Here is a 23646-nt window from a genome sequence, read left to right on the forward strand (position 1 = left end):
AAAAATGGAACTTAGGAATATCTATACCTGCTTTCCGGGAGGAAAACATAAAGTATTAACTCTTAGTTATGATGATGGCAAGATTGCCGACAGAAGACTGGTTTCTCTGTTCAATGAGTATGGACTTAAGGGAACTTTCAATGTCAATTCAGGGCTTGTTAACAAACCATTTACTAATGCTTATGATGAGCGTATTCCTGTTTCAGAATATAAAGAGCTTTATAAGGGACATGAAGTTGCCTGTCACACTGTTTTACATCCTACAATTGCAAGAAGTCCAAAGGAGCAGATGGTGCTTCAGGTAATTGAGGATAGAAGAAAGCTTGAGGAAACACTGGGCTATACTGTAAGAGGACTTGCATATCCTAATGGTTCATATGATGACAATGTTGTTGATGCCTTAAAAGCATGCGGTATCAGACATGCAAGAACAGTTCATTCTACCTTGGGCTTCTCAATGCCTTCTGATTATCTTAGATGGAATCCTACATGCAGCCACAAAAATGAGGCATTGGAGAGACTGACAGAAGAATTTATAAATCTTCATAAGACACAGTATCTGTATATGATGTATGTATGGGGACACAGTTATGAATTTGAAATTGATAATAACTGGCATGTGATTGAAAATTTTGCAAAAAAAGTTGGCAACAAAGATGATATCTGGTATGCAACAAATATCGAAATTGTCGATTATATGGATGCAGCTGAAAGAGTGCAGGTATCGGTAAATGGAGATTTTGCATATAATCCAAATGCCATAAGTGTATGGCTTGAAGTTGACAAAAAACACATCGAACTTAAACCTGGAATTATAACCACGTTATAAATTTATAATATTTTAAGGGTCCTGCTAACATTGTTTTTTCTATTAAAATAAGTTAAAATATATATGTTAGGTCGTTTATTTTATTAAGATAGTTTAGACAAGGAGAATTATCATATGGCCCTTAATGTTGAGAACGATGACCTTGAAGTAAAGACAGATTCTAAAAAGAAACCTACAAAGAAGACTAAAGAGATGCTAGAAGAAAATGCTAAACAGATAGAAGAGCTCAAAGCTCTTCAGACAGAATTAGATCATGAGCTTGATGCGCTTGATCAGGATGAAAAAGAACTTGGTGAAAAATCTGCCCTTAATCTAGCTGTGACACATAAAAAGTTTGGTGAAGGAACAGTCATCACACAAGATGGTAAGTACATAGAAGTAAAATTTAAAGACGTTGTTAAGAAGTTTGTGCTTCCGGGATGCTTTGCAGATAAATTCCTTGAGCTTGAAGACGAGGATGTTTATGATTATTATGTAAAGGCTAATGAGATTCATAAGAAGCGCATGAATGCAGAACTCAAGGCAAAGTCTGCAACCTTTGCCATTCAGCGTCATGAAGATGCTATTGAGAAATTGAATGCAAAATTCAAATGATTAATAATGGTAAAAATAGATAAGAGCGGAACCACAGCGCGGTTTCCGCTCTTTTATTGTGCTAAAACAAAAAATCATTAAAAGTACCCTTAAGGGTACTTTTTAAAATTGGAGAAAAAAGATAAAATAATCAGCAGATGAAAAAGCTTGGCGAGGGTAAACTGGAGGAGTCATCTAATGGGATATATAAGAATTCCAAAGGTATATGAAAAATTAAAAAAGGCGGAAGAATTCTATTCACCTGTTATTATGACTGCAGCAAGTGGTTGGGGAAAAAGCGCTGCAATCGAATATTATTACAGAAGAAAAAAACCTCTTATCTTATATTGTAAAAATGGAAGATTAAATGAAGCGCCGGCTCCCGGGGCTTTTAGAAGCAGTATCATTATTATAGAGGATATGCAATGGCTTTATGATGAAGAGTCTATTGCCTATGTTCGAAGCATATTGAAACTTTCAGGAATTCAGGTTGTTATGCTGACAAGGGGAGGAATACCAAAATTTTTGGCAGCTGAAAGCATGGATCTTGGTTTTGTACGAATACAGGAAAAAGATTTTGCTTTTGGCGAAAAAGAAGTGGCTCAATTCTTCGAAGATATGGGATTAGAAATTGATCCTGCTGATGCGGAACTGGTTGCTAAGGCCTCATATGGATATGTCCGTGCAATTCATTCATATGCTATGAGAATGGAGAATGGCAATAGATATTCTGACGAGATGAAGATTGCTGTATGGCTTGATATGTATCTTTTATGGGATAGCATGATGACTGATCAGCAAGATGAAGACTTTTTAAATATAGCTTTGAGCGTATGCCAATATGATGAGTTTACGCTTGAAATGGCACAGCTTCTTTCCGGGGATCAAAATGCAGCAAAAACCATAGAATTTTACAGGCAGAATACACAACAGCTTGAAATTGGAAAAAATGGTTATTATTCACTTAGGCCTGAAATGAAAGGTTTTTATCGCTGGAAACAGAATCTGACCTGGCCAAAAGAAAAAAAGTATGAAAACTTCAGCAAGGCGGCCTGCTACTATGAAATGCAGGGAGATATAGCCAATGCTCTGAAATTCTATAAGAAAGCCGGATCTACAAGACATGTAAAAGAGCTTCTTATAAGAAATGCAAATACACATCCCGGTATTGGGCATTATATCGAGACAAAAGAATACTATTTTGAACTTCCGGTTGAAGAATTTAAGGATTCGCCTGTTTTGATAGCAGGAATGAGCATGCTCTACAGTCTTATTCTTTTACCTGAGAAATCTGAAGAGTGGTACAACAAGCTTCTCGATATCTATCAGGATAAATTTAACAGTAAAGAATTAAGAAAAGAAGCAAAAGCAAGACTGGCCTATTTGGACGTTGGGCTTCCTCATAGAGGGACAAAAGGCATTTTGGGCATTATGAAAAATGTATTTACTATGCTTCAAAATGGTGATGTGGTATTACCCGAGTTCTGTGCAACCGGAAATATGCCATCCATCATGAATGGGGGACTGGATTTTAGCGAATGGTCCAAAAATGATGTTCAGATAGCCAAATTCATGGGCAAGCCTGTAGCAACCATTATTGGCGATTTTGGAAAAGGACTGGTTACACTTTGTCTTGCAGAGAGTGGCTTTGAAAAGGGAACAATGTCTGCTTATGAAGTGCTTACAAGGTGCAATGATGGGTTTGATGCTGCCTCCCATGGCGGTAAGATTGAAATGTGTTTTGTTGCTGTCGGAATACAGGTCAAGCAGCACCTTATGGAAGGACAGCTGCCATCAGCCAAGCGTATTTTTAATTCTTTTGTAGAAAAAGCAAGGCTTGAAGGTGCAGATCAACTGGCAACGAATATAGAGGCCTTTGAAACATGGTTATCCCTCTTTTCCGGTAAAGATGGAACATATGAGGATTATATTAATAGCATTCCGGATGCAAGGGTTTCTTTTAGCACATTTGACAGATACAAACAGATGGTAAAACTAAGATGTCTTATTGCTGAAAACAGGCTGGAAGAGGCATTTGACCTATCGAACTTTTTGACAGGATATTATGTTTCATATAACAGAAATATACTGTGGATGGAAAATGAGGTGCTTAAGGCTGTCATTCTCTACAGATTAGGAGATTCTTACTGGAAAAAGATATTGCATGATGCGCTGAAAAAAGCCTGCGAATATCATTTTGTAAGACTGGTAGCAATCGAGGGGGCTGCGGTTCTACCACTCCTTAAACAGATGAGAGATGATGGAGGGCTAGGGGATATTGATGAAGAGTACGCATATTGTGTTTATTATGAGTGCATAAAAGTGGCTTCAAGTTTCCCGGATTATCTAAAGTACATTCCCAAGAACAATATCGATCTTACAAATCGAGAATTTCAGGTATTGTCGCTTCTTTGCGCAGGTATGCCTACGAACGACATATGTAAGACATTGGGAATATCTTATGACGGTCTTAAAAAGCACAATAAAAATGTATATAGAAAGCTCGGTGTTAAAGGCAGAGCAGAAGCAGAAAGAAAAGCTTCTCAGCTTGGGCTTGTACACAGGGGAACAATTTAGGAGGAACTCTTATGAGGTGGAAGATAGACGTCGAGATCATACGTGATGGCGGAATATGGCTTAGATTAAAAGATAAGAGAAAAAGAATTAAAAAAGAGGATATCGAGATATTAAAACTGATGGAAGCTGGAATTGTTGATGACGATGAGCTTTTGTCTCGTGTAGCCAAATTGACGGATAGCGATATCATCAGTTCAGGGTTTAGGCTTGCCCAATTCGTTGAAGACTATGGCGATTTTATTGCCCAGGCTACAAAATCATCTGTTTTTGGAATGTAAAAATAGAAGCGTTCTTAATAAAAAAGGCACATCATTGCGATGTGCCTTTTTGCTGCTATTTATATAGCCTTTTTCATTTTGTCATCAACCTTTTTTTGAGCTGTTGAGAGCATAAGCTTAATTCTGTTAAGCTGGTTTACTTCAGAAGCACCCGGATCATAATCAATAGCAACTATATTGCAGCCGGGATACATATGTCTCATCTGTTTGATAACGCCTTTTCCTACAACGTGGTTAGGAAGACATCCAAATGGCTGTGTACAAACAATATTTGAAGCGCCACCTTTAATAAGTTCAACCATTTCACCTGTTAAGAACCATCCCTCACCGGTCTGATTACCGATATCTACAATAGGTTTTGCATATTCAACAAGCTTATAGATACTTGTTGGTGGTTCAAAGTGTACGCTCTTTTCAAAGGCCTTTGTTGCTCCGCCTCTGAGTTTTTCAATAGCCCAGATTGCAACGCGCATAAGAGCGGCTGTCTTCTTGGAGGTTCCAAGCTCTTTTGCCTTATATATCTGATTGTAGAAGCAGTAGAGCATGAAATCGATAAGATCAGGAACAACAGCTTCAGCACCTTCTGCTTCAAGAAGATCAACAAGGTGGTTATTGGCTGCTGGTGCAAATTTAACAAGAATTTCACCTACAACGCCAACTCTTGGCTTTACTTCATCTGTTATCTCTATTTTATCGAAGTCTTCAATAATCTCTCGGCACATTTTCTGGAACTTTGCGAAACTCATATGCTTGGATGAAACAAAGTCAATGCATTCCTTTTTCCATTTCTCATGAACGGCTTCTGTAGAACCTTTGACCTTTTCGTATGGCCTCATTCTATATACACAGCGCATGAAGATATCTCCGAAAACAGCACCATAAGCAGCTCTTTTAAGCATTTCAAAGTTAATGTGGAAGCCGGGATTTGCTTCAAGCTTTGAAAGGTTAAGTGAAACAACAGGAATCTGTTCCATACCTGCTTTTTTAAGAGCACGTCTTATAAATCCTACATAATTTGTTGCTCTGCAACCGCCACCTGTCTGTGACATGATAACAGCAGTTCTATTGAGGTCATATTTTCCTGAATGGAGCTCATCCATAATCTGGCCAACAACCCAAAGTGAAGGGTAGCAGGCATCATTATTAACATACTTAAGACCCATATCAATCGCATGTCTGTTATCATTCTGCATTACAACAAAATTATATCCGCAAGCTCTGAAAGCGGGCTCTAAGATATCAAAATGAATAGGAGACATCTGAGGGCAGAGTATTGTATAGTTCTTTCTCATTTCTTCCGTGAAAAGAACCCTGTTATTTGCTGTTGAGCGAATTGTTCTCTGAGTATTTTTCTGCTTTCTAACGCGGATTGCAGCCAAAAGAGAACGTACTCTGATCCTTGCGCTTCCAAGACTGTTTACTTCATCAATCTTCAGGCATGTATAAATCTTATCTGAACCGGAAAGAATATCATTTACCTGGTCTGTAGTAACAGCATCAAGACCACATCCAAAGGAGTTTAGCTGTATGAGATCAAGGTCATCCCTTGTTCTTACGTAGCTTGCTGCAGCATATAATCTTGAATGATACATCCACTGATCAGAAACAATAAGAGGTCTTTCAGGCTTGCCAAGGTGTGAAACGCTGTCTTCTGTAAGAACTGCAACTCCATAAGAACAGATCATATCAGGAATACCATGATTGATCTCAGGGTCTACATGATAAGGCCTTCCTGCAAGAACAATACCGTGTTTACCATTTTCTTCCATCCACTTAAGAGTCTCTTCACCTTTTTTCTGGATGTCTTTTCTTGCGTTTTGCATTTCATCCCAGCCAGCCTTTGCAGCAGCAATGACTTCCTCGGCCGGAATCTCTGAAAATTCTTTTACTAAAGATGCTGTAGCAGTATCAAGGCTTGTGAAGGCCATAAATGGATTTCTTAACTTAACTTCGCCATTTGTAATAGCTTCAACATTGTTTTTGATGTTTTCTGAATATGAAGTAACAATAGGGCAGTTGTAATGGTTGGTTGCGCCTTCAACTTCCTCCCTTTCATAGAAAAGGCCTGGATAAAAAATGAAATCAACCTTTTGTTTTATAAGCCATTCAATATGTCCATGGGACAATTTAGCAGGATAGCACTCTGATTCACTTGGAATAGATTCAATACCAAGCTCATATATCTGGTGTGTTGACCTAGGTGAAAGAACAACCTTATAGCTGAGCTTTGTAAAGAATGTAAACCAGAATGGATAGTTCTCATAAAAGTTAAGAACTCTTGGTATACCGACAGTACCTCTTTTTGCCTTATCAGCTTCAAGTGGCTCATATCCAAATATTCTCTTATATTTATAATCAAAAAGGTTAGGGATATTATCGGCATTCTTAACCTTACCGATACCTCTTTCACATCTGTTTCCGGAAATATGAGTTCTTCCGCCTGTAAATTTATTTACAGTAAGACGACAGTGGTTTGTACATCCCTGACAGGTTGTCATGCTCGTTGAGTATTCAAGATTATTGATCTGCTCAATTCCAAGCATTGTTGTCTTATAGTCGTTTGTCTCAAAATATCTGTCTCTGGCGATAAGTGCAGCACCAAAAGCACCCATGATTCCTGCAATATCAGGGCGAATAGCTTCAGCACCTGATATGATCTCAAATGCTCTAAGTACAGCATCGTTATAGAAAGTTCCGCCCTGAACAACTATGTGTTCGCCAAGATCCTTGGCATCTGAAACTTTAATAACTTTAAAGAGCGCATTCTTGATTACTGAATAAGCAAGACCTGATGAAATATCTGCCACATCAGCGCCTTCCTTCTGGGCCTGCTTAACACGTGAATTCATGAAAACAGTACATCTTGTTCCAAGGTCAACAGGAGATTTGGCGTAAAGAGCTACCTTAGCAAAGTCCTGAACACTATATCCTAAGGATTTGGCAAATGTCTCAATAAAAGAACCGCAGCCTGATGAACATGCTTCATTAAGCTGAACTGAATCAACGGAGTTATTTTTTATATGAATGCATTTCATATCCTGTCCGCCAATGTCCAAAATGCAGTCAACCTTAGGATCAAAGAATGCAGCAGCATTGTAATGAGCAATTGTCTCAACTTCACCATCATCAAGTAAAAGTGCAGACTTAAGAAGCGCCTCACCATAACCTGTAGAACATGATCTTGCGATGGAGACTCCCTCGGGCATAAGTTTATATATTTCCTGAATAGAGGAGATGGCTGTCTTTAAAGGGCTTCCGTTGTTACTGGAATAGAATGAATAAAGAAGATCTCCATCTTCGCTTATAAGTGCACATTTTGTAGTAGTAGAGCCGGCATCAATACCAAGGAAAGCCTTTCCTTTATAATCATCAAGCTTTCTTGTTTTAACTTTATATTTATCCTGACGATTTCTGAATTCTGAATAATCATTCTCATTTTTGAAAAGAGGATCAAGACGTGATACTTCAGCTTCCATAACTATTTTATGGGAGAGCTTATCAGTCATTTCATTCATGGAATATGAAACATCTTCTTTGGCATTTAAGGCAGAACCTATAGCAGCAAAGAGATGGGAATTGTCAGTTTCAATCGTATGTTCCTCGTCAAGATTAAGTGTGCGGATGAAGGCAGCTTTTAGCTGATCAAGGAAGTGAAGAGGTCCACCTAAAAATGCTACATGACCCCTTATTGGCTTACCACAGGCAAGTCCTGAAATAGTCTGGTTGACAACAGCCTGGAAAATAGAAGCTGAAAGATCTTCTTTTGTTGCACCCTCATTGATAAGTGGCTGAATATCTGATTTTGCAAAAACACCACATCTTGCAGCTATTGTATAAAGAGAGTGGTAATTTTTGGCATACTCATTAAGACCTGTAGCATCTGTCTGTAAAAGAGAAGCCATCTGATCTATAAATGAACCTGTACCACCGGCGCAAATACCATTCATACGCTGTTCAACATTTCCATCTTCAAAATAGATGATCTTGGCATCCTCACCACCCAGCTCAATCGCAACATCAGTCTTGGGAGCAAGCTCTTTAAGTGAAGTAGAAACAGCTATAACTTCCTGGACAAATGGAACTTCCAGGTGCTTGGCAAGTGTAAGTCCGCCGGATCCTGTTATGACAGGGTGGATAGTTATATCGCCGCTTATTTTGTAAGCTTCCTGCAAAAGATCTGATAATGTCTCTTGAATATTGGCAAAATGTCTTTTGTAATCAGAAAAAATAATCTTGTGATTGTTATCCAAAAGGGCCACCTTAACCGTGGTGGAACCAATATCAATACCTAATGTGTAGTCCTTTGAAATCATATTTTAACCTCAACTTCTAAATCTATTGCTAAGCTATATCTTCTAATTTAATGTAGCTACAGACAATCTATATGATTATAATGCAGCGACATATAAAAATCAATTATGATAAATTGTGTAAAATTTAAAAAAACAACATTCGCTTATTAGTCTTTTTGTGATATGATTACTCTGTATGAGCATATGAAGGGGTATTATTATTTATGAAATCAAAAACAAAACGACTTTTTCTGTTATTATTATCAGTTATTTTGGTTTTTAATTTTAATAGCATTAAGGGCACAGCGGCAAAAAGCGTAACCAAAACAGTAAGGGTTGGTTATTATCAGAATGAGGTATTCCAGGAAGGTGCTTCAGATAAGTCAGTCAAAAGCGGCTACGCTTATGAGTACTATCGAAAGCTTTCTGAATACACAGGATGGAATTACGAGTATGTTTATGGCGACTTTGTAACCATATATAACATGCTTGTTAATGGTGAGGTTGATATTGTTGCGGGCCTTGCTTATACAGAGGCAAGAAGTCACCTTATTTCATATCCTGACCGTCCGCAGGGATCAGAACAATATAGCCTTGTTAAACATCAGGGAGATGACACGATTACTACAAACCCAAGCACCCTTAACGGTAAAAGCGTAGGTGTTTTGGATTCTGCCATAAAAGATTCTTTGGAAGAATTTTTGAATGAAAAAAACATAGATGCCAACGTTGTATCTTATACAGATTATGATACTCTTTTGGACGCCTTTGACAAAAGAGAAGTGGATACACTTGCAGGTGAAAGCGATGGAATATATGACAGAAGCCACGCTGAAACACTTTATCCATTTGGAGAAACAGACTATTTTATCTGCACAAGTAAAGACAGACCGGATCTTTTAAAAGAACTTAATGAAGCTCAGAGTCAGCTCTTTTTAGAGTATCCTGATTATATAAGTGTATTAAGAAATAAGTATTATCCAGAGTCGTTGGCCAGCAGAGCCTTTACAAGCTCTGAAAAAGAATGGCTTACTTCACATGAAAGTGTAGCTGTCGGATATCTTAATAATTATCTTCCATACAGTGATACTACAAAAGATGGCAAAGTAACAGGGCTAATTAAAGAGCTTGTTCCATATTTGTTTAAGCAACTTGGATATGAAACAGTTGCTATTGAGTATGTTGGATTTGATACATACGATGAACTTGTTAAAGCTATGGATGATGAAGAAATTGAACTTGCATTTCCTGTTGGCGGAGGCCTTTTCTTCTCTGAGGAAGATGGCATGTTCATATCAAAGCCTGTTATATCCTCGCTTACAGATCTGATATATTCTACGAATTACTATGATAATTCAAAGCAGATATTTGCAGTTAATGAAAGCAATAAACTTCAATATTATTACATTGCCAATCATTATCCAAATGCTACAATAGAGTATTATCCATCCATTGATGCGTGCCTTAAGGCTGTATTAAAGGGTGAAGCTACATATACGACATTAAATGGCCTTAGAACTGCATCAATGCTCAAAAATGCTGATTACGAAAAACTTTCATTCAGACAGCTTGGATATGCAGACGACATGTGCTTTGGCGTAAAGATTGGTAACGAGGGACTTTTGAAGCTTATTGACAGGGGACTTAGCAGATCTGGTACAGAGTATGTCAATAACCTTGGTTCTATCTATTCCGAGAATATGTACAAGTACTCCTTCAAAGATGTTTTGAGAGAGTATTTTATTGGTGCATTTATTGTATTTATAGTTGTTCTTGCTATTTTATCATTGCTTTTGCTTTATACTGTACGTATAAACAGGAAACGCATACGTGAAAAAGAAGATGCAAAGCGTGAGATTGAAGCTATCAATCAGGAGAAGTTCGTATTTCTTAATAAGATGAATAACTTCATGAGAGAACCAATCAATAACATTGTTTCTCTTATAAGGATTTCCGAGAATATGAATGACCTTACAAATATTAAGAATAATCTCGCTAAAATGGGCACTTACAGCAAAGAACTTACAACAATTCTTAATAATATTCTTAATATCAGCAGCTTTGAAAGTGGACAGGTAAAGATAGATGATAGCTTAAGCCTTTACAATTTCTTTGGAAAAAGAGTTCTTATTGTTGAAGATACACTTCCGAACCAGACAATTACAGGCGATATTATGAAAAAAGCAGGAATGGAAGTTCAGATTGCCAACGATGGACTTGATGCCTATGAGAAAGTCAAGGCAGCACCTTCAGGATATTTTGATGCTGTTTTGATCAATGTAGATGACAGAAATATTCAAGGGTACTTGTTTATTAAGAAAATAAGAGATATGGAAAACGATATAAGGTCAGAAGTTCCTGTTATCGCGATCACCGCCGATGAATCTGAAAGCGGAAAAGAAAAAATAATCAAGTCCGGTATGAATGGATATATTACTAAGCCTTACGATATAAAGGCTATTCTTGATAAATTATCAGGCATATTATTATGACAGAATGAGGATTTTCTATGAATGAATTTTTGAACAATATGGAAAGAAAGTTTGGAAAATATGCAATTCCAAACCTGACTTTGTATATCATTGGACTTTACGTTTTGGGATATGTATTACAGCTTGCTCCGCCAAGTGTAAATATCCTTGGATTTTTAACTCTTGATCCTTATGCGATCTTACATGGCCAGATCTGGAGACTGGTATCATGGCTTTTAATACCGCCAAGTTCTTTTAATATTCTAATCATTATCACTTTGTTCTTTTATTATTTTGTTGGTACCAGCATGGAAAGAACAATGGGAACATTCAGGTACAATGTCTTTATCTTAGGAGGCGTTGTGCTTATGATCATTGCATCATTTGCAACTATGCTCGTGTACAAGTTCTTTTTGGGAATTGATGGTGATGCTCTTGGCACAGTCATGAGCGCTTTTTCAATCTATTTCAGTACCTCATATATTCAGGAAATGGTATTTTTAGCATTTGCAATGTGTTTCCCGGATGTGCAGGTTCTTTTGATGTTTATCATTCCTATAAAGGTTAAGTATCTTGGCTATTTCTATGCAGCGCTGCTTGCATATAATGCATTTACAGGCGTTGCCAATAGCAATTATTTTGTATTTTTTGCTATTGTATTTCAGTTTGTCAATTTGCTTCTTTTCTACTTACAGACAGGCAAGATCAGTCATTTGAGGCCAAAAGAGGTAAAGAGAAGACGAGAATATCGCAATGCATCAAAGATGATGCCTAAGGGCATAACAAGACATAAATGTGCAGTTTGTGGACGTACAGAAGCTGAGTATCCGGATCTGGAATTCAGATTCTGTTCCAAATGTAATGGCAATTATGAGTATTGTCAGGATCATTTGTTCACACATCAGCACGTAAAATAAAGGAGCATCATGGGTAATTTAGAAAACAAAGAAAAAGAATTTGCGGCTATTTTAAAGAATGTTACAAGAACAGCCAGAGAAAATAAAAACATAATCACATCAGAGGAAGTTAAAGAAGCTTTTTCTGATCTTGAACTTGATGAAAAGCAGTTTGAAATGGTCTTTGAATACCTGAAAAGCCATAAGATAGGTGTTGATGAAGAAGCTGTTTTTACAGACGAGGATCTTTCTGAAGAAGAAAAGAACTATTTAGATGATTACATTGAAAGTTTAAATGCACTACCTGAGTTTTCTGATGGTGAAAAAGAAGCTATAGCGATTGCTGCTTTGGCAGGGGAAAAGGATGCGCAGGAAAAACTTATTACCATGTATCTTCCCCTTGTAGTAGATGTTGCAAGAATGTATTCCGAACAGGGAGTTTTTTTGGAAGATCTTATAGGCGAAGGAAATGTAGCACTTACCAAGGGCGTTACAATGCTTGATGCTGTGGGCGAGCCATCAGAAGTTGAGGGCTTTTTATATAAGCTTATGCTTGATGCCATGGAGAATATTATTCAGGAGAATCTTGCAGAAGATACAGGAAGCCAGAAGGTTCTTAAACTTGTTCAGGAAGTTGCAGACAAGGCAAAAGAACTTGCAGATGATCTCAGACGTAAAGTCACCGTAAAAGAGCTTATGGATGAGACAGGCTGGGACGAAGATAAGATTAGGAGTGCTATAAAGTTTAGCGGTGACAACATTGAAGATCTTGACAGCGGAGAGAAGTAATTAAGTATATGCAGAATATTGTAAATGAAGATGATTTCAAGTATTACATGCAGGATATTGAAAGATATTATTTTGGAGCTCGTTATAACTATAATGAGCTCTTAAATAATGAGATGGTCCCATTTAAGTTCAAGACCATAATATCAAAATATATTAAAGATGAAGTTGACCTTGATACAAGTCTTGAGAGTCATCTCTACTATATAGAAAAAGATAGTTTTGATTATAAGCTCTATAGGCAGCTCAGACTCAGGATCAGAACATCACAATATAAAAATCCTTCAGATCATGGAAAAGGTTTTAAAGAAAAAGTCTATACAATAGAACAGCTCGTGAAAATGTATAAAGACGAAAAAGAAGAGAAGGGAATCATTATAAGAGAACTTATCATATCAAAACTTGCTCTCTTTGGATTTTCCGTATAAAAAATATAATTCATAAAAATAGAAGAGTAAAAAATGCAATAAAAAAACTACCTGTCACCAGGTAGTTTTTATTATTACTAATTAAGCTCTTTCAACCTTGTTAGATCTAAGGCAACTTGCGCAAACGTGCATTCTCTTTGACTGACCGTTGACCTTAACAGCAACGTGCTGAACGTTTGACTTCCAAACTCTGTTAGATCTTCTATGAGAATGGCTTACGTTGTTACCGAAATGAACGCCCTTGCCACAAATATCACATTTAGCCATTTTGACACCTCCTTATAAGCCATGTAATCGTAAATAAATAGCATATTATTGCTTATGTTTTCGCAACATTGATATATTAGCAGAAACGAAAACTAATTGCAAGAGAAATATAGAAAATTTATGGTTTATTTTTTTATAAACTGCTATTATAATACTATATGGTATGCGAAAACGGCGGTGATAGCACTGCCTGTTAAGGAGGAATTATATGAAAGCTTCTGTGGTAAACACACACATGGGAAATATTTCTATTGATAATGAAGTAATTGCCCAGTATGCTGGTGCAGTCGCAATGGAATGCTTTGGAATTGTTGGAATGGCCAATGTAAATGTCAAGGATGGCCTTGTTAGCCTTCTTAAGCTTGATTCCATGACAAGAGGCATCAATGTTACACTTGATGATAACAACAAGCTTAAACTTGACTTTCATGTTATAGTAGCTTATGGAGTTAGTATCTCAGCAGTATCTGATAACCTTATCGACACTGTTAAATATAAAGTAGAGGAATTTACCGGGCTCGAAATCGAGAAGATTAATATCTACATCGAAGGCGTCCGTGTTATAGATTAATTGGCTCGATTGAGTTCTAGGAGGAATTAAGTTTTGAGTAATAATGTAATTGACGCTAAGCTGTTGTCAAAAATGTTTTTAGCTGGTGCCAAGAATCTTGAGGCAAAAAAGGAATGGATAAACGAACTTAACGTATTCCCTGTTCCCGATGGAGATACAGGCACAAATATGACAATGACTATCATGTCAGCAGCTAAAGAGGTTTCAGGTCTTGGCGATAGCAGCGACATGACATCCATTTGTAAGGCTATTTCATCTGGTTCCCTTCGTGGTGCCAGAGGTAACTCCGGAGTTATTCTTTCACAGCTCCTTAGAGGATTTACCAAGGTTGTTAAAGAACATGATGAAGTTAATGTAGAGATTCTTTCAGCCGCTTTTGATAAGGCTGTTGAGACTGCTTATAAGGCTGTTATGAAGCCTAAGGAAGGAACAATCCTTACTGTTGCCAAGGGTGCAGCTGAAAAGGCTCATGAACTTGCAGTAGAGGGAACAGATGATATCGAGTATTTCTGCAGCGAAGTTATTAAGTACGCTGATGAAGTACTTGCCAAAACACCTGATATGCTGCCTGTACTTAAGCAGGCTGGTGTTGTAGACTCTGGCGGACAGGGTCTTATGCAGGTTCTTAAGGGTGCTCTTGATGGCTATCTTGGAAAAGAGATCGATCTTTCCATAAATGAAGAAGCCATGACACCAGGCGCAAAAAAAAGTGCGGCTGGCAAGGAAGTTGAAGAAGCTGATATTAAATTTGGTTATTGTACAGAGTTTATTGTTCTTTTATCTAAACCTCTTAATATCAAGCAGGAGATAGACTTTAAGTCTTTCCTTGAATCAATTGGTGACAGCATTGTAATGGTGGCCGATGACGAGATATGTAAGGTTCACGTACATTCCAATGATCCTGGTCTTGCTATTCAGAGAGCTCTTATGTATGGTCAGCTTTCAAATATGAAGATTGACAACATGAGAATGGAACACAGAGAGAAACTCTTCCATGAAAATAATGATGGTTCCTGGGCTGAAATAAAGACTGAGATAAATGGAGCTGCTGAGCTTACACCAACATATTTACCTGGAGATGATATTCCTCTTGGTGACAAGGTTGAACTTGATGATACAAAGGAAGAAGAAATTCCTGAGATGCCTCACAAGGAAGTTGGCTTTGTTACAGTATGTGCCGGTGATGGCCTTGCAGAAATCTTCAGAGGACTTGGAGTTGATTACGTCATTGAAGGCGGACAGACAATGAATCCAAGTACAGCAGATATTATGGATGCTGTTGAAAAGGTTAATGCTGACACTGTAATAGTACTTCCTAACAACAAGAATATTATTCTTGCAGCTAATCAGGCAGCTATTATGGCAGAGGATTCAGATGATGGTAAGAAGATCGTAGTTGTTCCATCAAAGACTGTTCCTCAGGGTGTAACTGCAATCATTAACTATGTACCTGATGTAGCACTTGAAGATAACATAGCAGCTATGACAGATGCTCTTTCTACTGTTAATACAGGTGAAGTAACATATGCTGTAAGAGATACAGTTATCGATGATGTACAGATCAAACAGGGCGATTACATGGGAATCGGTGATTCAGGAATCCTTTCAGTAGGAGCTGAAATTGCTGATGTAACATATAACATGCTCGATAAGATGATGAATGACGATCTTGAACTCATCAGTGTTTACTATGGTGATGAAGTTGATGAGAAGGATGCTGAGAACTTAAAGAACAAGATCAGTGAGAAGTATCCACAGTGTGATGTAGAACTTCAGTATGGCGGACAGCCAATATATTACTACATAGTTTCTGCAGAATAATTTATAGATTAACCATAAGCCAGGCCTTAGTTTGCCTGGCTTTAATTTTCTTTATTGCGAGGTGTGTTTTGGGGAGCAGAGAACTTGAAGAAAAGGTTATAAATTTAAAGGGTATCGGGGAGAAAACTGCAAAGCTTTTTGAAAAATGCGGTGTACATACATGTGGCGACCTGATCAGATATTATCCAAGGGCCTATGATATTTATGGAAATATTGTAAATGCCTGTGATATGAAACCTGGTGAAATAAACGCATGTAAACTGACTATTATAGGAAGCATTGTTAAAAGAAGAGTCAGAAACCTTTCTATTATTGCTTTTGAGGCTGCTGACCAGACTGCAAGAGTTAAAATGACCTATTTTAACGCTCCTTACCTTGCAAGCGTGTTAAAACCCGGAACAACTCATGTCTTTAGAGGGATGGTTCAGAAAAAAGGTAATTTCCTTTCCATGGATCAGCCAAAAATGTATAAGCTTGACGAATATATGGCGCTTATGGGTCAGATGCAGCCAAGGTATCCTCTTGTTAAGGGGCTTTCTAACAACATAGTGATAAAGGCAATGCATGAGGCTTTTAAAAATGCAGGAAGATTTGAAGAATATCTGCCTGATGAAATAATCAAAAGTCATGGTCTTACAAGCTATAGCGAAGCTGTAGTAGGCATACATTTTCCTTCTGATGCGAAAGCACTGGAAAAGTCCAGAAGGAGACTAGCTTATGATGAGTTTTTACTTTTTGTGCTCAAGTTAAGGCTATTAAAAAAGTCTCAGGAAGTTATCAAGAATTCATATCCAATGATCGACGTAGCCGACACACAAAGGCTTTTGGAAAGACTTCCTTATAAACTTACAAATGCTCAGATGAAGGCCTGGGAGGATATAAAGTCTGACCTTTCCGGCGAAACAGTTATGAATAGGCTTATTCAGGGCGATGTAGGCTCCGGAAAAACAATTATTTCTTTGCTGGCTCTTTTAACTACAGCTGCAAATGGCTATCAGGGAGCTTTAATGGCTCCTACAGAAGTTTTGGCTGCCCAGCATTATGAGAGTTTTAAAGAGATTATTAAAAAATATGACCTAAAGACTTTAAAACCAGTTCTTTTAACCGGAGCTCTTTCTGCTAAAGAGAAAAAAGAGGCACAGAGACTCATAAGTGAGGGCGAAGTTAACTGCATCATCGGAACAAATGCCCTTATTCAGGAAAAGGTGAATTATAAAAATCTTGCCCTGGTTGTAACTGATGAACAGCACAGATTTGGAGTTCGTCAGAGAGAATCTTTGGCAGGAAAAGGCGATAAGGTGCATGTTTTATTAATGAGTGCAACTCCTATTCCCCGAACACTTGCAATTATTCTTTACGGCGATCTGCATATTTCTATAGTTAATGAACTTCCAGGTGGAAGAAAGCCTATTAAGAACTGTGTTGTTGGAACAGATTACAGACCAACAGCTTATAAATTCATAAAAAGTCAGGTGGAAGAAGGGCATCAGGCTTATGTAATTTGTCCCATGATTGAAGAAGGCGAACTTGATAATGTTGAAAATGTCACAGATTACACAGAAAAGCTTAGGGCAGCACTGCCTTCAGATATAAGAATTGACATGCTCCACGGCAAAATGAAGCCCGCTGAAAAAGACAAGATAATGGATGCTTTTGCAAGGAAAGATATCGATGTTCTAGTTTCCACAACTGTTATAGAGGTTGGCATAAATGTTCCTAATGCCACGGTTATGATGATTGAAAATGCTGAACGTTTCGGGCTATCACAGCTCCATCAGCTTCGTGGAAGAGTAGGAAGAGGCGATGCTCAGTCATATTGCATATTCCTTAATACTTCCGAGTCAAAAGAGGCCAAAGAGAGACTTGATATCATGAATAAATCCAATGACGGATTTAAGATAGCGGAGGAGGATTTAAGACAAAGGGGGCCTGGAGATCTTTTTGGTGTGCGTCAAAGTGGCGACCTTAATTTCCGCGTTGGGGATATATACCACGACAGTGATCTTGTTAAAGAATCAGCCATGGATGCGGACAGAATTTTGGTAAAAGATCCTGATCTTATGTTGCCACAACATAGTGTATTAAAAGAATTACTCAGCACAAAATCGGCAAATTTGGTTGACTTTGCCACATTATAAAAGTAATATTATTCTAGTGTAATAGTAAGAAAATAGGAGGATTATCGGCTTTTTGTCGGTAGAATATCTATATTATGTCTAAGATTGCAGTTATTACAGATAGTAATAGTGGTGTAACTCAAAGTCAGGCCAAGGAATTAGGGCTTTTTGTTGTTCCTATGCCATTCATGATAAATGATGAAGATTTTTATGAAGATATAAATCTTACTCAGGAGCAATTTTATACCAAACTTGGCGAGGATGCTGCCGTTTCAACAAGCCAGCCGACTCCTGATTCGCTTATGACTCTTTGGGATAAGGTTTTAAAGGATTATGACCAGATCATATATATTCCTATGAGCAGTGGTCTTTCAGGTTCCTGCCAGAGCGCATATATGATCGCTCAGGAAGAATATGAGGGCAAGGTTTTCGTAGTAGATAACCAAAGAATATCTGTAACTCAGAGACAGTCTGCTCTTGATGCACTTGAAATGGTAAAAGCAGGTTTATCAGCAGAAGAGATCGTCAAAAAGCTTATGGATACAAAATTTGAGTCAAGTATCTATATTATGCTTGATACTCTTTATTATCTTAAAAAAGGTGGAAGGATCACACCGGCTGCAGCTGCACTCGGAACACTCCTTCGTTTAAAGCCAGTTCTTCAGATCCAGGGTGAAAAGCTTGACGCATTTGCTAAAGCACGAACAACTAATCAGGGTAAGAACATAATGATAAATGCCATAAAGGCTGATATCGAAAATAGATTCGGTGGTATGGATGCAAGAGATTTTCATATTGCATGTGCTTATACCAAGGATTTAGAAGCTGCTACGGCTTGGAAAAAAGAAGTAGAAGAGGCGTTTCCGGGATTTGATATTCATATGGATCCGCTTTCTTTGTCAGTTGCCTGCCACATCGGTCCCGGGGCTTTGGCAGTAACTGTTACCAGAAAATTACATTTTTAATTTGAATTTATATTATTTAGAAAAAAGTTTTGAAAAGGGGTTTTGAATGGCTGCATACGAACAATATGACGCTTCGAGTATTACTGTTTTGGAGGGCCTTGAGGCTGTAAGGAAGCGTCCTGGTATGTATATTGGCAGTGTTTCTACAAGAGGTCTTAATCATCTTGTTTATGAAATTGTAGATAACGCTGTTGATGAACATCTTGCAGGTTTCTGCACAAAAATCCATGTGACATTAGAGGCTGATGGTTCAGCTACAATTGAAGATAACGGTAGAGGTATTCCTGTAGGAATGCACGCTAAGGGCGTCACTGCTGAGCGTGTCGTTCTTACTATGCTTCACGCCGGTGGTAAATTTGATAATAATGCATATAAGACCAGTGGTGGTCTTCATGGTGTTGGTTCATCCGTTGTAAATGCTTTGTCAACAAGGATGAGCGTCAGGATAAAAAAAGACGGCTATATTTATGAAGACAGTTATGAGAGAGGTATTCCCACAACTAAGCTTGAAAATGGCCTTTTAGTTCCTGTTGGAACCACAAAAGAGAACGGAACTACAATAAACTTTTTGCCTGATGACACAATTTTTGAAAAAACAAGATTTAAAGAAGATGATATCAAGTCCAGACTTCATGAAACTGCTTATCTTAATCCTTCTCTTACAATTGTTTTTCAGGACAAACGACCTGGTGTAGAGGAGTATGTTGAGTTCCATGAGCCGGATGGAATCACCGGATTTATCAAGGATATGAACAAGTCAAAAGAGGCTGTTCATGACGTTATATCTTTTAGCGGTGAAAGTGAAGGCGTTGAGGTTGAAGTAGCATTCCAGTACGTAAATGAATTCCATGAGGAAGTTCTTGGATTCTGTAATAATATTTATAACGCTGAAGGCGGTACGCATCTTACCGGCTTTAAGACAATGTTTACCAATGTCATAAACCAGTATGCCAGAGAGCTCAACATATTAAAGGATAAGGACAACAACTTTACAGGTACCGATGTAAGAAACGGTATGACTGCTGTTGTTTCCATAAAGCATCCAGATCCAAGATTTGAAGGCCAGACAAAGACCAAGCTTGATAATCAGGACGCTGCAAAGATTGTTTCCAAGATCACAGGCGATGAAGTTACAAGGTTCTTTGACAGAAATCTTGAGACTTTAAAGGCAATCATTGGTTGTGCCGAGAAAGCTGCCAAAATAAGGAAGACCGAAGAAAAAGCCAAGACTAATATGCTTACAAAGCAGAAGTATTCCTTTGACTCAAATGGTAAACTTGCCAATTGTATCAGCAAGGATGCTTCTAAATGTGAGATATTCATCGTTGAGGGAGATTCTGCCGGTGGCAGCGCTAAAATGGCCAGAGACAGAAACTTCCAGGCAATACTTCCTATCCGAGGAAAAATACTTAACGTTGAAAAAGCAAGTATTGATAAGGTCTTGGCTAACGCAGAGATCAAGACAATGATCAATGCTTTTGGCTGTGGCTTTTCTGAGGGCTATGGCAATGACTTTGATATAAACAAGTTAAGATATGACAAGATCATTATCATGGCCGATGCTGATGTTGATGGTGAGCATATTTCAACACTTCTTTTGACATTGTTCTATAGATTTATGCCTGAGCTTATTTTCCAGGGACATGTTTATATAGCTATGCCACCTCTTTATAAGGCTATGCCGGCCCGCGGAAAAGAAGAATATCTCTATGATGACAGTGCTCTTGCCAAATACAGGAATACTCATAAGGGCTCTTTTACACTCCAGAGATACAAAGGTCTTGGTGAGATGGATCCTGCTCAGCTTTGGGAGACAACACTTGATCCTGAAAAGAGATTATTAAAGCTTGTTGAGATTGAAGACGCCAAGATGGCATCTCAGATGACAGAACTTCTTATGGGTATTGATGTACCTCCAAGACGTGATTTTATACATCAGCACGCAACTGATGCAGAATTAGATATTTAAGGTTTGTTAGGGGAATAACAGTGGAAGATAGAATTATTAGAACTGAATACTCTGAAGTTATGCAGAAGTCTTTCATAGATTATGCCATGAGTGTCATAATCGCAAGAGCTCTTCCTGATATAAGGGATGGACTTAAGCCTGTTCAGAGAAGAACTTTATACGATATGTATGAGTTGGGCATAAGATATGACAGACCATACAGAAAAAGTGCCAGAATCGTCGGCGATACCATGGGTAAATATCATCCTCACGGTGATAGCTCAATTTATGACTGTCTTGTCGTAATGACACAGGACTTCAAAAAGATGATTCCTCTTGTAGATGGTCACGGTAACTTTGGTAACATCGAGGGTGATGGCGCAGCTGCAATGCGTTACACAGAGGCAAGACTTTCAAAGGTTACTCAGGAAAACTTTCTTCAGGATCTTGATAAGGATGTAGTAGATTTTTTACCAAACTTTGATGAAACTGAAAGAGAGCCATCAGTTCTTCCTGTAAAGATACCGAATTTTCTTATAAATGGTTCTGAAGGTATTGCGGTAGGTATGGCAACAAGCACACCTCCTCATAACCTTGCAGAAGTAATAGATGCTGAAATAGCTTATATTCAGGATGATTCTTTAACTACAAAGGATCTCATGAAATATATAAAAGGACCTGATTTTCCTACCGGTGGCGTTGTCATCAATAAGGATGAACTTAGAAACATCTATGAGACCGGTTCAGGTAAGATCAAGATAAGAGGTAAGGTTGAGACTGAAAAGGGCAAAAATGGCCACATAAATCTCGTTATTACAGAGATTCCTTACACAATGATCGGTGCCGGTATCGGTAAATTCATGGCAGATGTCGCTGAACTTGCCGAAAAGAAGATCACAAATGATATTGTTGATATTTCTAACCAGTCTTCAAAAGAGGGTATCAGAATTGTAATTGAGCTTAAAAAAGATACAGATGTAGAGAACTTTACAAATCTTCTTTACAAAAAGACTAAGCTTGAAGATACTTTCGGCGTAAATATGCTTGCTATTGATAACGGCAGGCCTGAAACCATGTCTCTTAAGGAAATCATGAGAGCATGTGCTGACTTTCAGTTTGAAGTAGCAACCAGAAAATATACAACTCTTCTTAAAAAAGAGCAGGAAAAGAAGGAAATTCAGGAAGGTCTCATCAAAGCCTGCAATGTAATTGACCTTGTTATTGAGATCTTAAGAGGCTCTAAAGATAGAAGCATGGCCAAGAACTGCCTTGTTAACGGCGAGACTGAAGGAATCAATTTCAAGTCAAGAGAATCTAAAGCAATGGCTTCTCAGCTTATGTTTACTGAAGCACAGGCTGATGCGATCCTTGAAATGAGACTTTATAAACTTATTGGACTTGAACTTGATGCACTTATTAAAGAGCATGAAGAGACAGTGGCCAACATTTTCAAGTATGAAGATATCCTTGAAAGCCATGAGTCTATGTCTCTTGTAATACAAAATGACCTTAATAAGATCAAAAAAGAATACCAGGCTCCAAGAAAGACAATAATCGATAACAGAGAAACCGCTGTATACGAAGAAAAGCCTGTAGAAGAAACAGATGTGGCATTTATCATGGACAGATTCGGATATGCAAAGACCATAGATGCCAACACATACGAAAAAAATAAAGAGACAATCCAGGCAGAATTCAAGTTCTCATTTATCATGAAAAACACTGGTAAGGTCTGCTTCTTCACAAATGCAGGAAATCTGCATACTGTAAAGGCGATGGATCTTCCTCAGGGTAAAATGAGAGACAAGGGAATTCCTATTGATAACGTCAGCAATTTTGACACTTCCAAGGAGACTATCGTCCTTGCTGCCAGCCAGTCTGAGCTTAATCTCTACAGACTTGTATTTACTACAAAACAGGCTATGATGAAGATAGTTGATGGCGGTGAATTTGATGTATCAAAGAGAACAGTTGCTGCTACAAAGCTTATGGATGGCGACGAAGTTGTAAATGTTGAAGTCATTCACACACAGAAGACTGTAATCCTTAGATCTAACGATGGCTATTTCCTGCGTTTCTATGTTGAAACGATTCCTGAGAAAAAGAAGGCTGCTGTTGGTGTCAGAGGAATGAGACTTGGAAAGAACGATTATATCAGGGATGTATATTATCTCAACGATATGGAAGAAAAGATGATCGAGCATAACGATAAAGAGCTTCAGCTTGGCCATCTCAAAGTTACGAGCAGAGATACTAAGGGAACAAAGGTGAGATTATGAGAGTAATTGCAGGTTCAGCTAGAAGATTACGATTAATAACTCCTGAAGGAAATGACACAAGGCCTACACAGGACAGAATTAAAGAGACACTTTTCAATATGATACAGAATCAGGTTCCTGGCGCTGTATTTGTTGATCTTTTTTCCGGAAGCGGCGGAATTGGAATTGAAGCCCTCTCAAGAGGTGCTACAAGGGCCTATTTCATTGAAAATGCCAATTCAGCATATAAATGCATCATGGAAAACTTGAGGACTACTCATTTTGAAGATGTTTCAACTGTTCTTAAGCAGGACGTAGTATTAGGCCTTAGGAATATTCATGAGAAAGAGGTTGATATTATCTTTATCGACCCTCCTTATCATGAGGACCTTTATGAGAGAACATTGTCTCAGTTATCCAATATGGACTATGTAACTCCAAATACCATGATCATTGTAGAAAGTGCTCTCGATATGGATTTCTCTTTTGCAAATGATTATGGCTTTGAAGTAAGAAGAGAAAAGGAATACAAAACAAATAAACATGTATTTCTTTATAGAAAGGAGTAA

Annotated in this window: 17 protein-coding genes; 15 read left to right on the plus strand and 2 right to left on the minus strand. The window is 38.0% G+C overall.

The features are described 5' to 3' along the window. Window positions 1-4 precede the first annotated feature (4 nt). The 4 genes from C4S54_RS01255 to C4S54_RS01270 all read left to right on the plus strand — a co-directional run bounded on the left by C4S54_RS01255 (window position 5) and on the right by C4S54_RS01270 (window position 4257). The gene (locus C4S54_RS01255) at window positions 5-829 is read left to right on the plus strand and encodes a polysaccharide deacetylase family protein (RefSeq protein ID WP_103867907.1); all 825 of its coding nucleotides are present in this window, start codon (window positions 5-7) and stop codon (window positions 827-829) included. Between the two features lie 114 nt (window positions 830-943). Beyond that, on the plus strand, window positions 944-1423 hold the full coding sequence (locus C4S54_RS01260) for a hypothetical protein (protein WP_103867908.1): 480 nt from the start codon (window positions 944-946) through the stop codon (window positions 1421-1423). 177 nt (window positions 1424-1600) lie between these two features. Beyond that, on the plus strand, window positions 1601-3979 hold the full coding sequence (locus C4S54_RS01265) for a response regulator transcription factor (protein WP_103867909.1): 2379 nt from the start codon (window positions 1601-1603) through the stop codon (window positions 3977-3979). 11 nt (window positions 3980-3990) lie between these two features. After that, on the plus strand, window positions 3991-4257 hold the full coding sequence (locus tag C4S54_RS01270) for a hypothetical protein (RefSeq protein ID WP_103867910.1): 267 nt from the start codon (window positions 3991-3993) through the stop codon (window positions 4255-4257). A gap of 59 nt (window positions 4258-4316) precedes the next feature. Here C4S54_RS01270 and C4S54_RS01275 read toward each other — a convergent pair whose 3' ends face one another. Continuing rightward, window positions 4317-8570, minus strand: a complete 4254-nt coding sequence (locus C4S54_RS01275) for a 2-hydroxyacyl-CoA dehydratase (protein WP_103867911.1) — start codon at window positions 8568-8570, stop codon at window positions 4317-4319. A 203-nt stretch (window positions 8571-8773) separates the two neighbouring features. Between C4S54_RS01275 and C4S54_RS01280 the strand changes: the two genes are divergently transcribed. The 4 genes from C4S54_RS01280 to C4S54_RS01295 are packed head-to-tail and all read left to right on the plus strand — an operon-like array spanning window position 8774 to window position 13130. Beyond that, the gene (locus C4S54_RS01280; protein WP_103867912.1) at window positions 8774-11041 is read left to right on the plus strand and encodes a response regulator; all 2268 of its coding nucleotides are present in this window, start codon (window positions 8774-8776) and stop codon (window positions 11039-11041) included. A 17-nt stretch (window positions 11042-11058) separates the two neighbouring features. Then, on the plus strand, window positions 11059-11937 hold the full coding sequence (locus C4S54_RS01285) for a hypothetical protein (RefSeq protein WP_103867913.1): 879 nt from the start codon (window positions 11059-11061) through the stop codon (window positions 11935-11937). A gap of 9 nt (window positions 11938-11946) precedes the next feature. Beyond that, window positions 11947-12705, plus strand: coding sequence for an RNA polymerase sigma factor region1.1 domain-containing protein (locus C4S54_RS01290; protein WP_103867914.1), 759 nt, complete (start codon window positions 11947-11949; stop codon window positions 12703-12705). Window positions 12706-12713: 8 nt separating this feature from the next. After that, window positions 12714-13130, plus strand: a complete 417-nt coding sequence (locus C4S54_RS01295) for a hypothetical protein (protein WP_103867915.1) — start codon at window positions 12714-12716, stop codon at window positions 13128-13130. A gap of 81 nt (window positions 13131-13211) precedes the next feature. Here C4S54_RS01295 and rpmB read toward each other — a convergent pair whose 3' ends face one another. Beyond that, a complete protein-coding gene (gene rpmB, locus C4S54_RS01300; protein WP_022773970.1) occupies window positions 13212-13397 on the minus strand; it encodes a 50S ribosomal protein L28 in 186 nt (61 codons plus the stop codon). Between the two features lie 208 nt (window positions 13398-13605). Between rpmB and C4S54_RS01305 the strand changes: the two genes are divergently transcribed. The 7 genes from C4S54_RS01305 to rsmD all read left to right on the plus strand — a co-directional run bounded on the left by C4S54_RS01305 (window position 13606) and on the right by rsmD (window position 23646). Further along, window positions 13606-13968 (plus strand): Asp23/Gls24 family envelope stress response protein, encoded by a 363-nt coding sequence (locus C4S54_RS01305; RefSeq protein ID WP_022773971.1) that lies wholly within the window; start codon window positions 13606-13608, stop codon window positions 13966-13968. Between the two features lie 33 nt (window positions 13969-14001). Continuing rightward, on the plus strand, window positions 14002-15789 hold the full coding sequence (locus C4S54_RS01310; protein ID WP_103867916.1) for a DAK2 domain-containing protein: 1788 nt from the start codon (window positions 14002-14004) through the stop codon (window positions 15787-15789). Window positions 15790-15857: 68 nt separating this feature from the next. After that, window positions 15858-17927: an ATP-dependent DNA helicase RecG gene (recG, locus tag C4S54_RS01315; protein WP_103867917.1), complete on the plus strand. Its 2070-nt coding sequence runs from the start codon at window positions 15858-15860 to the stop codon at window positions 17925-17927. Between the two features lie 74 nt (window positions 17928-18001). Continuing rightward, on the plus strand, window positions 18002-18871 hold the full coding sequence (locus C4S54_RS01320; RefSeq protein WP_103867918.1) for a DegV family protein: 870 nt from the start codon (window positions 18002-18004) through the stop codon (window positions 18869-18871). 46 nt (window positions 18872-18917) lie between these two features. Continuing rightward, entirely contained in the window at window positions 18918-20840 is a 1923-nt protein-coding gene (locus tag C4S54_RS01325; RefSeq protein ID WP_103867919.1) for a DNA gyrase/topoisomerase IV subunit B, read from the plus strand. Window positions 20841-20899: 59 nt separating this feature from the next. Continuing rightward, window positions 20900-23098, plus strand: a complete 2199-nt coding sequence (locus tag C4S54_RS01330; protein ID WP_051142967.1) for a DNA gyrase/topoisomerase IV subunit A — start codon at window positions 20900-20902, stop codon at window positions 23096-23098. Further along, window positions 23095-23646, plus strand: a complete 552-nt coding sequence (gene rsmD, locus C4S54_RS01335) for a 16S rRNA (guanine(966)-N(2))-methyltransferase RsmD (protein WP_103867920.1) — start codon at window positions 23095-23097, stop codon at window positions 23644-23646. The genes C4S54_RS01330 and rsmD overlap by 4 nt, the downstream gene beginning before the upstream one ends.

The sequence above is a fragment of the Butyrivibrio sp. Su6 genome, from assembly GCF_900108105.1.
Classification (GTDB): domain Bacteria; phylum Bacillota; class Clostridia; order Lachnospirales; family Lachnospiraceae; genus Butyrivibrio.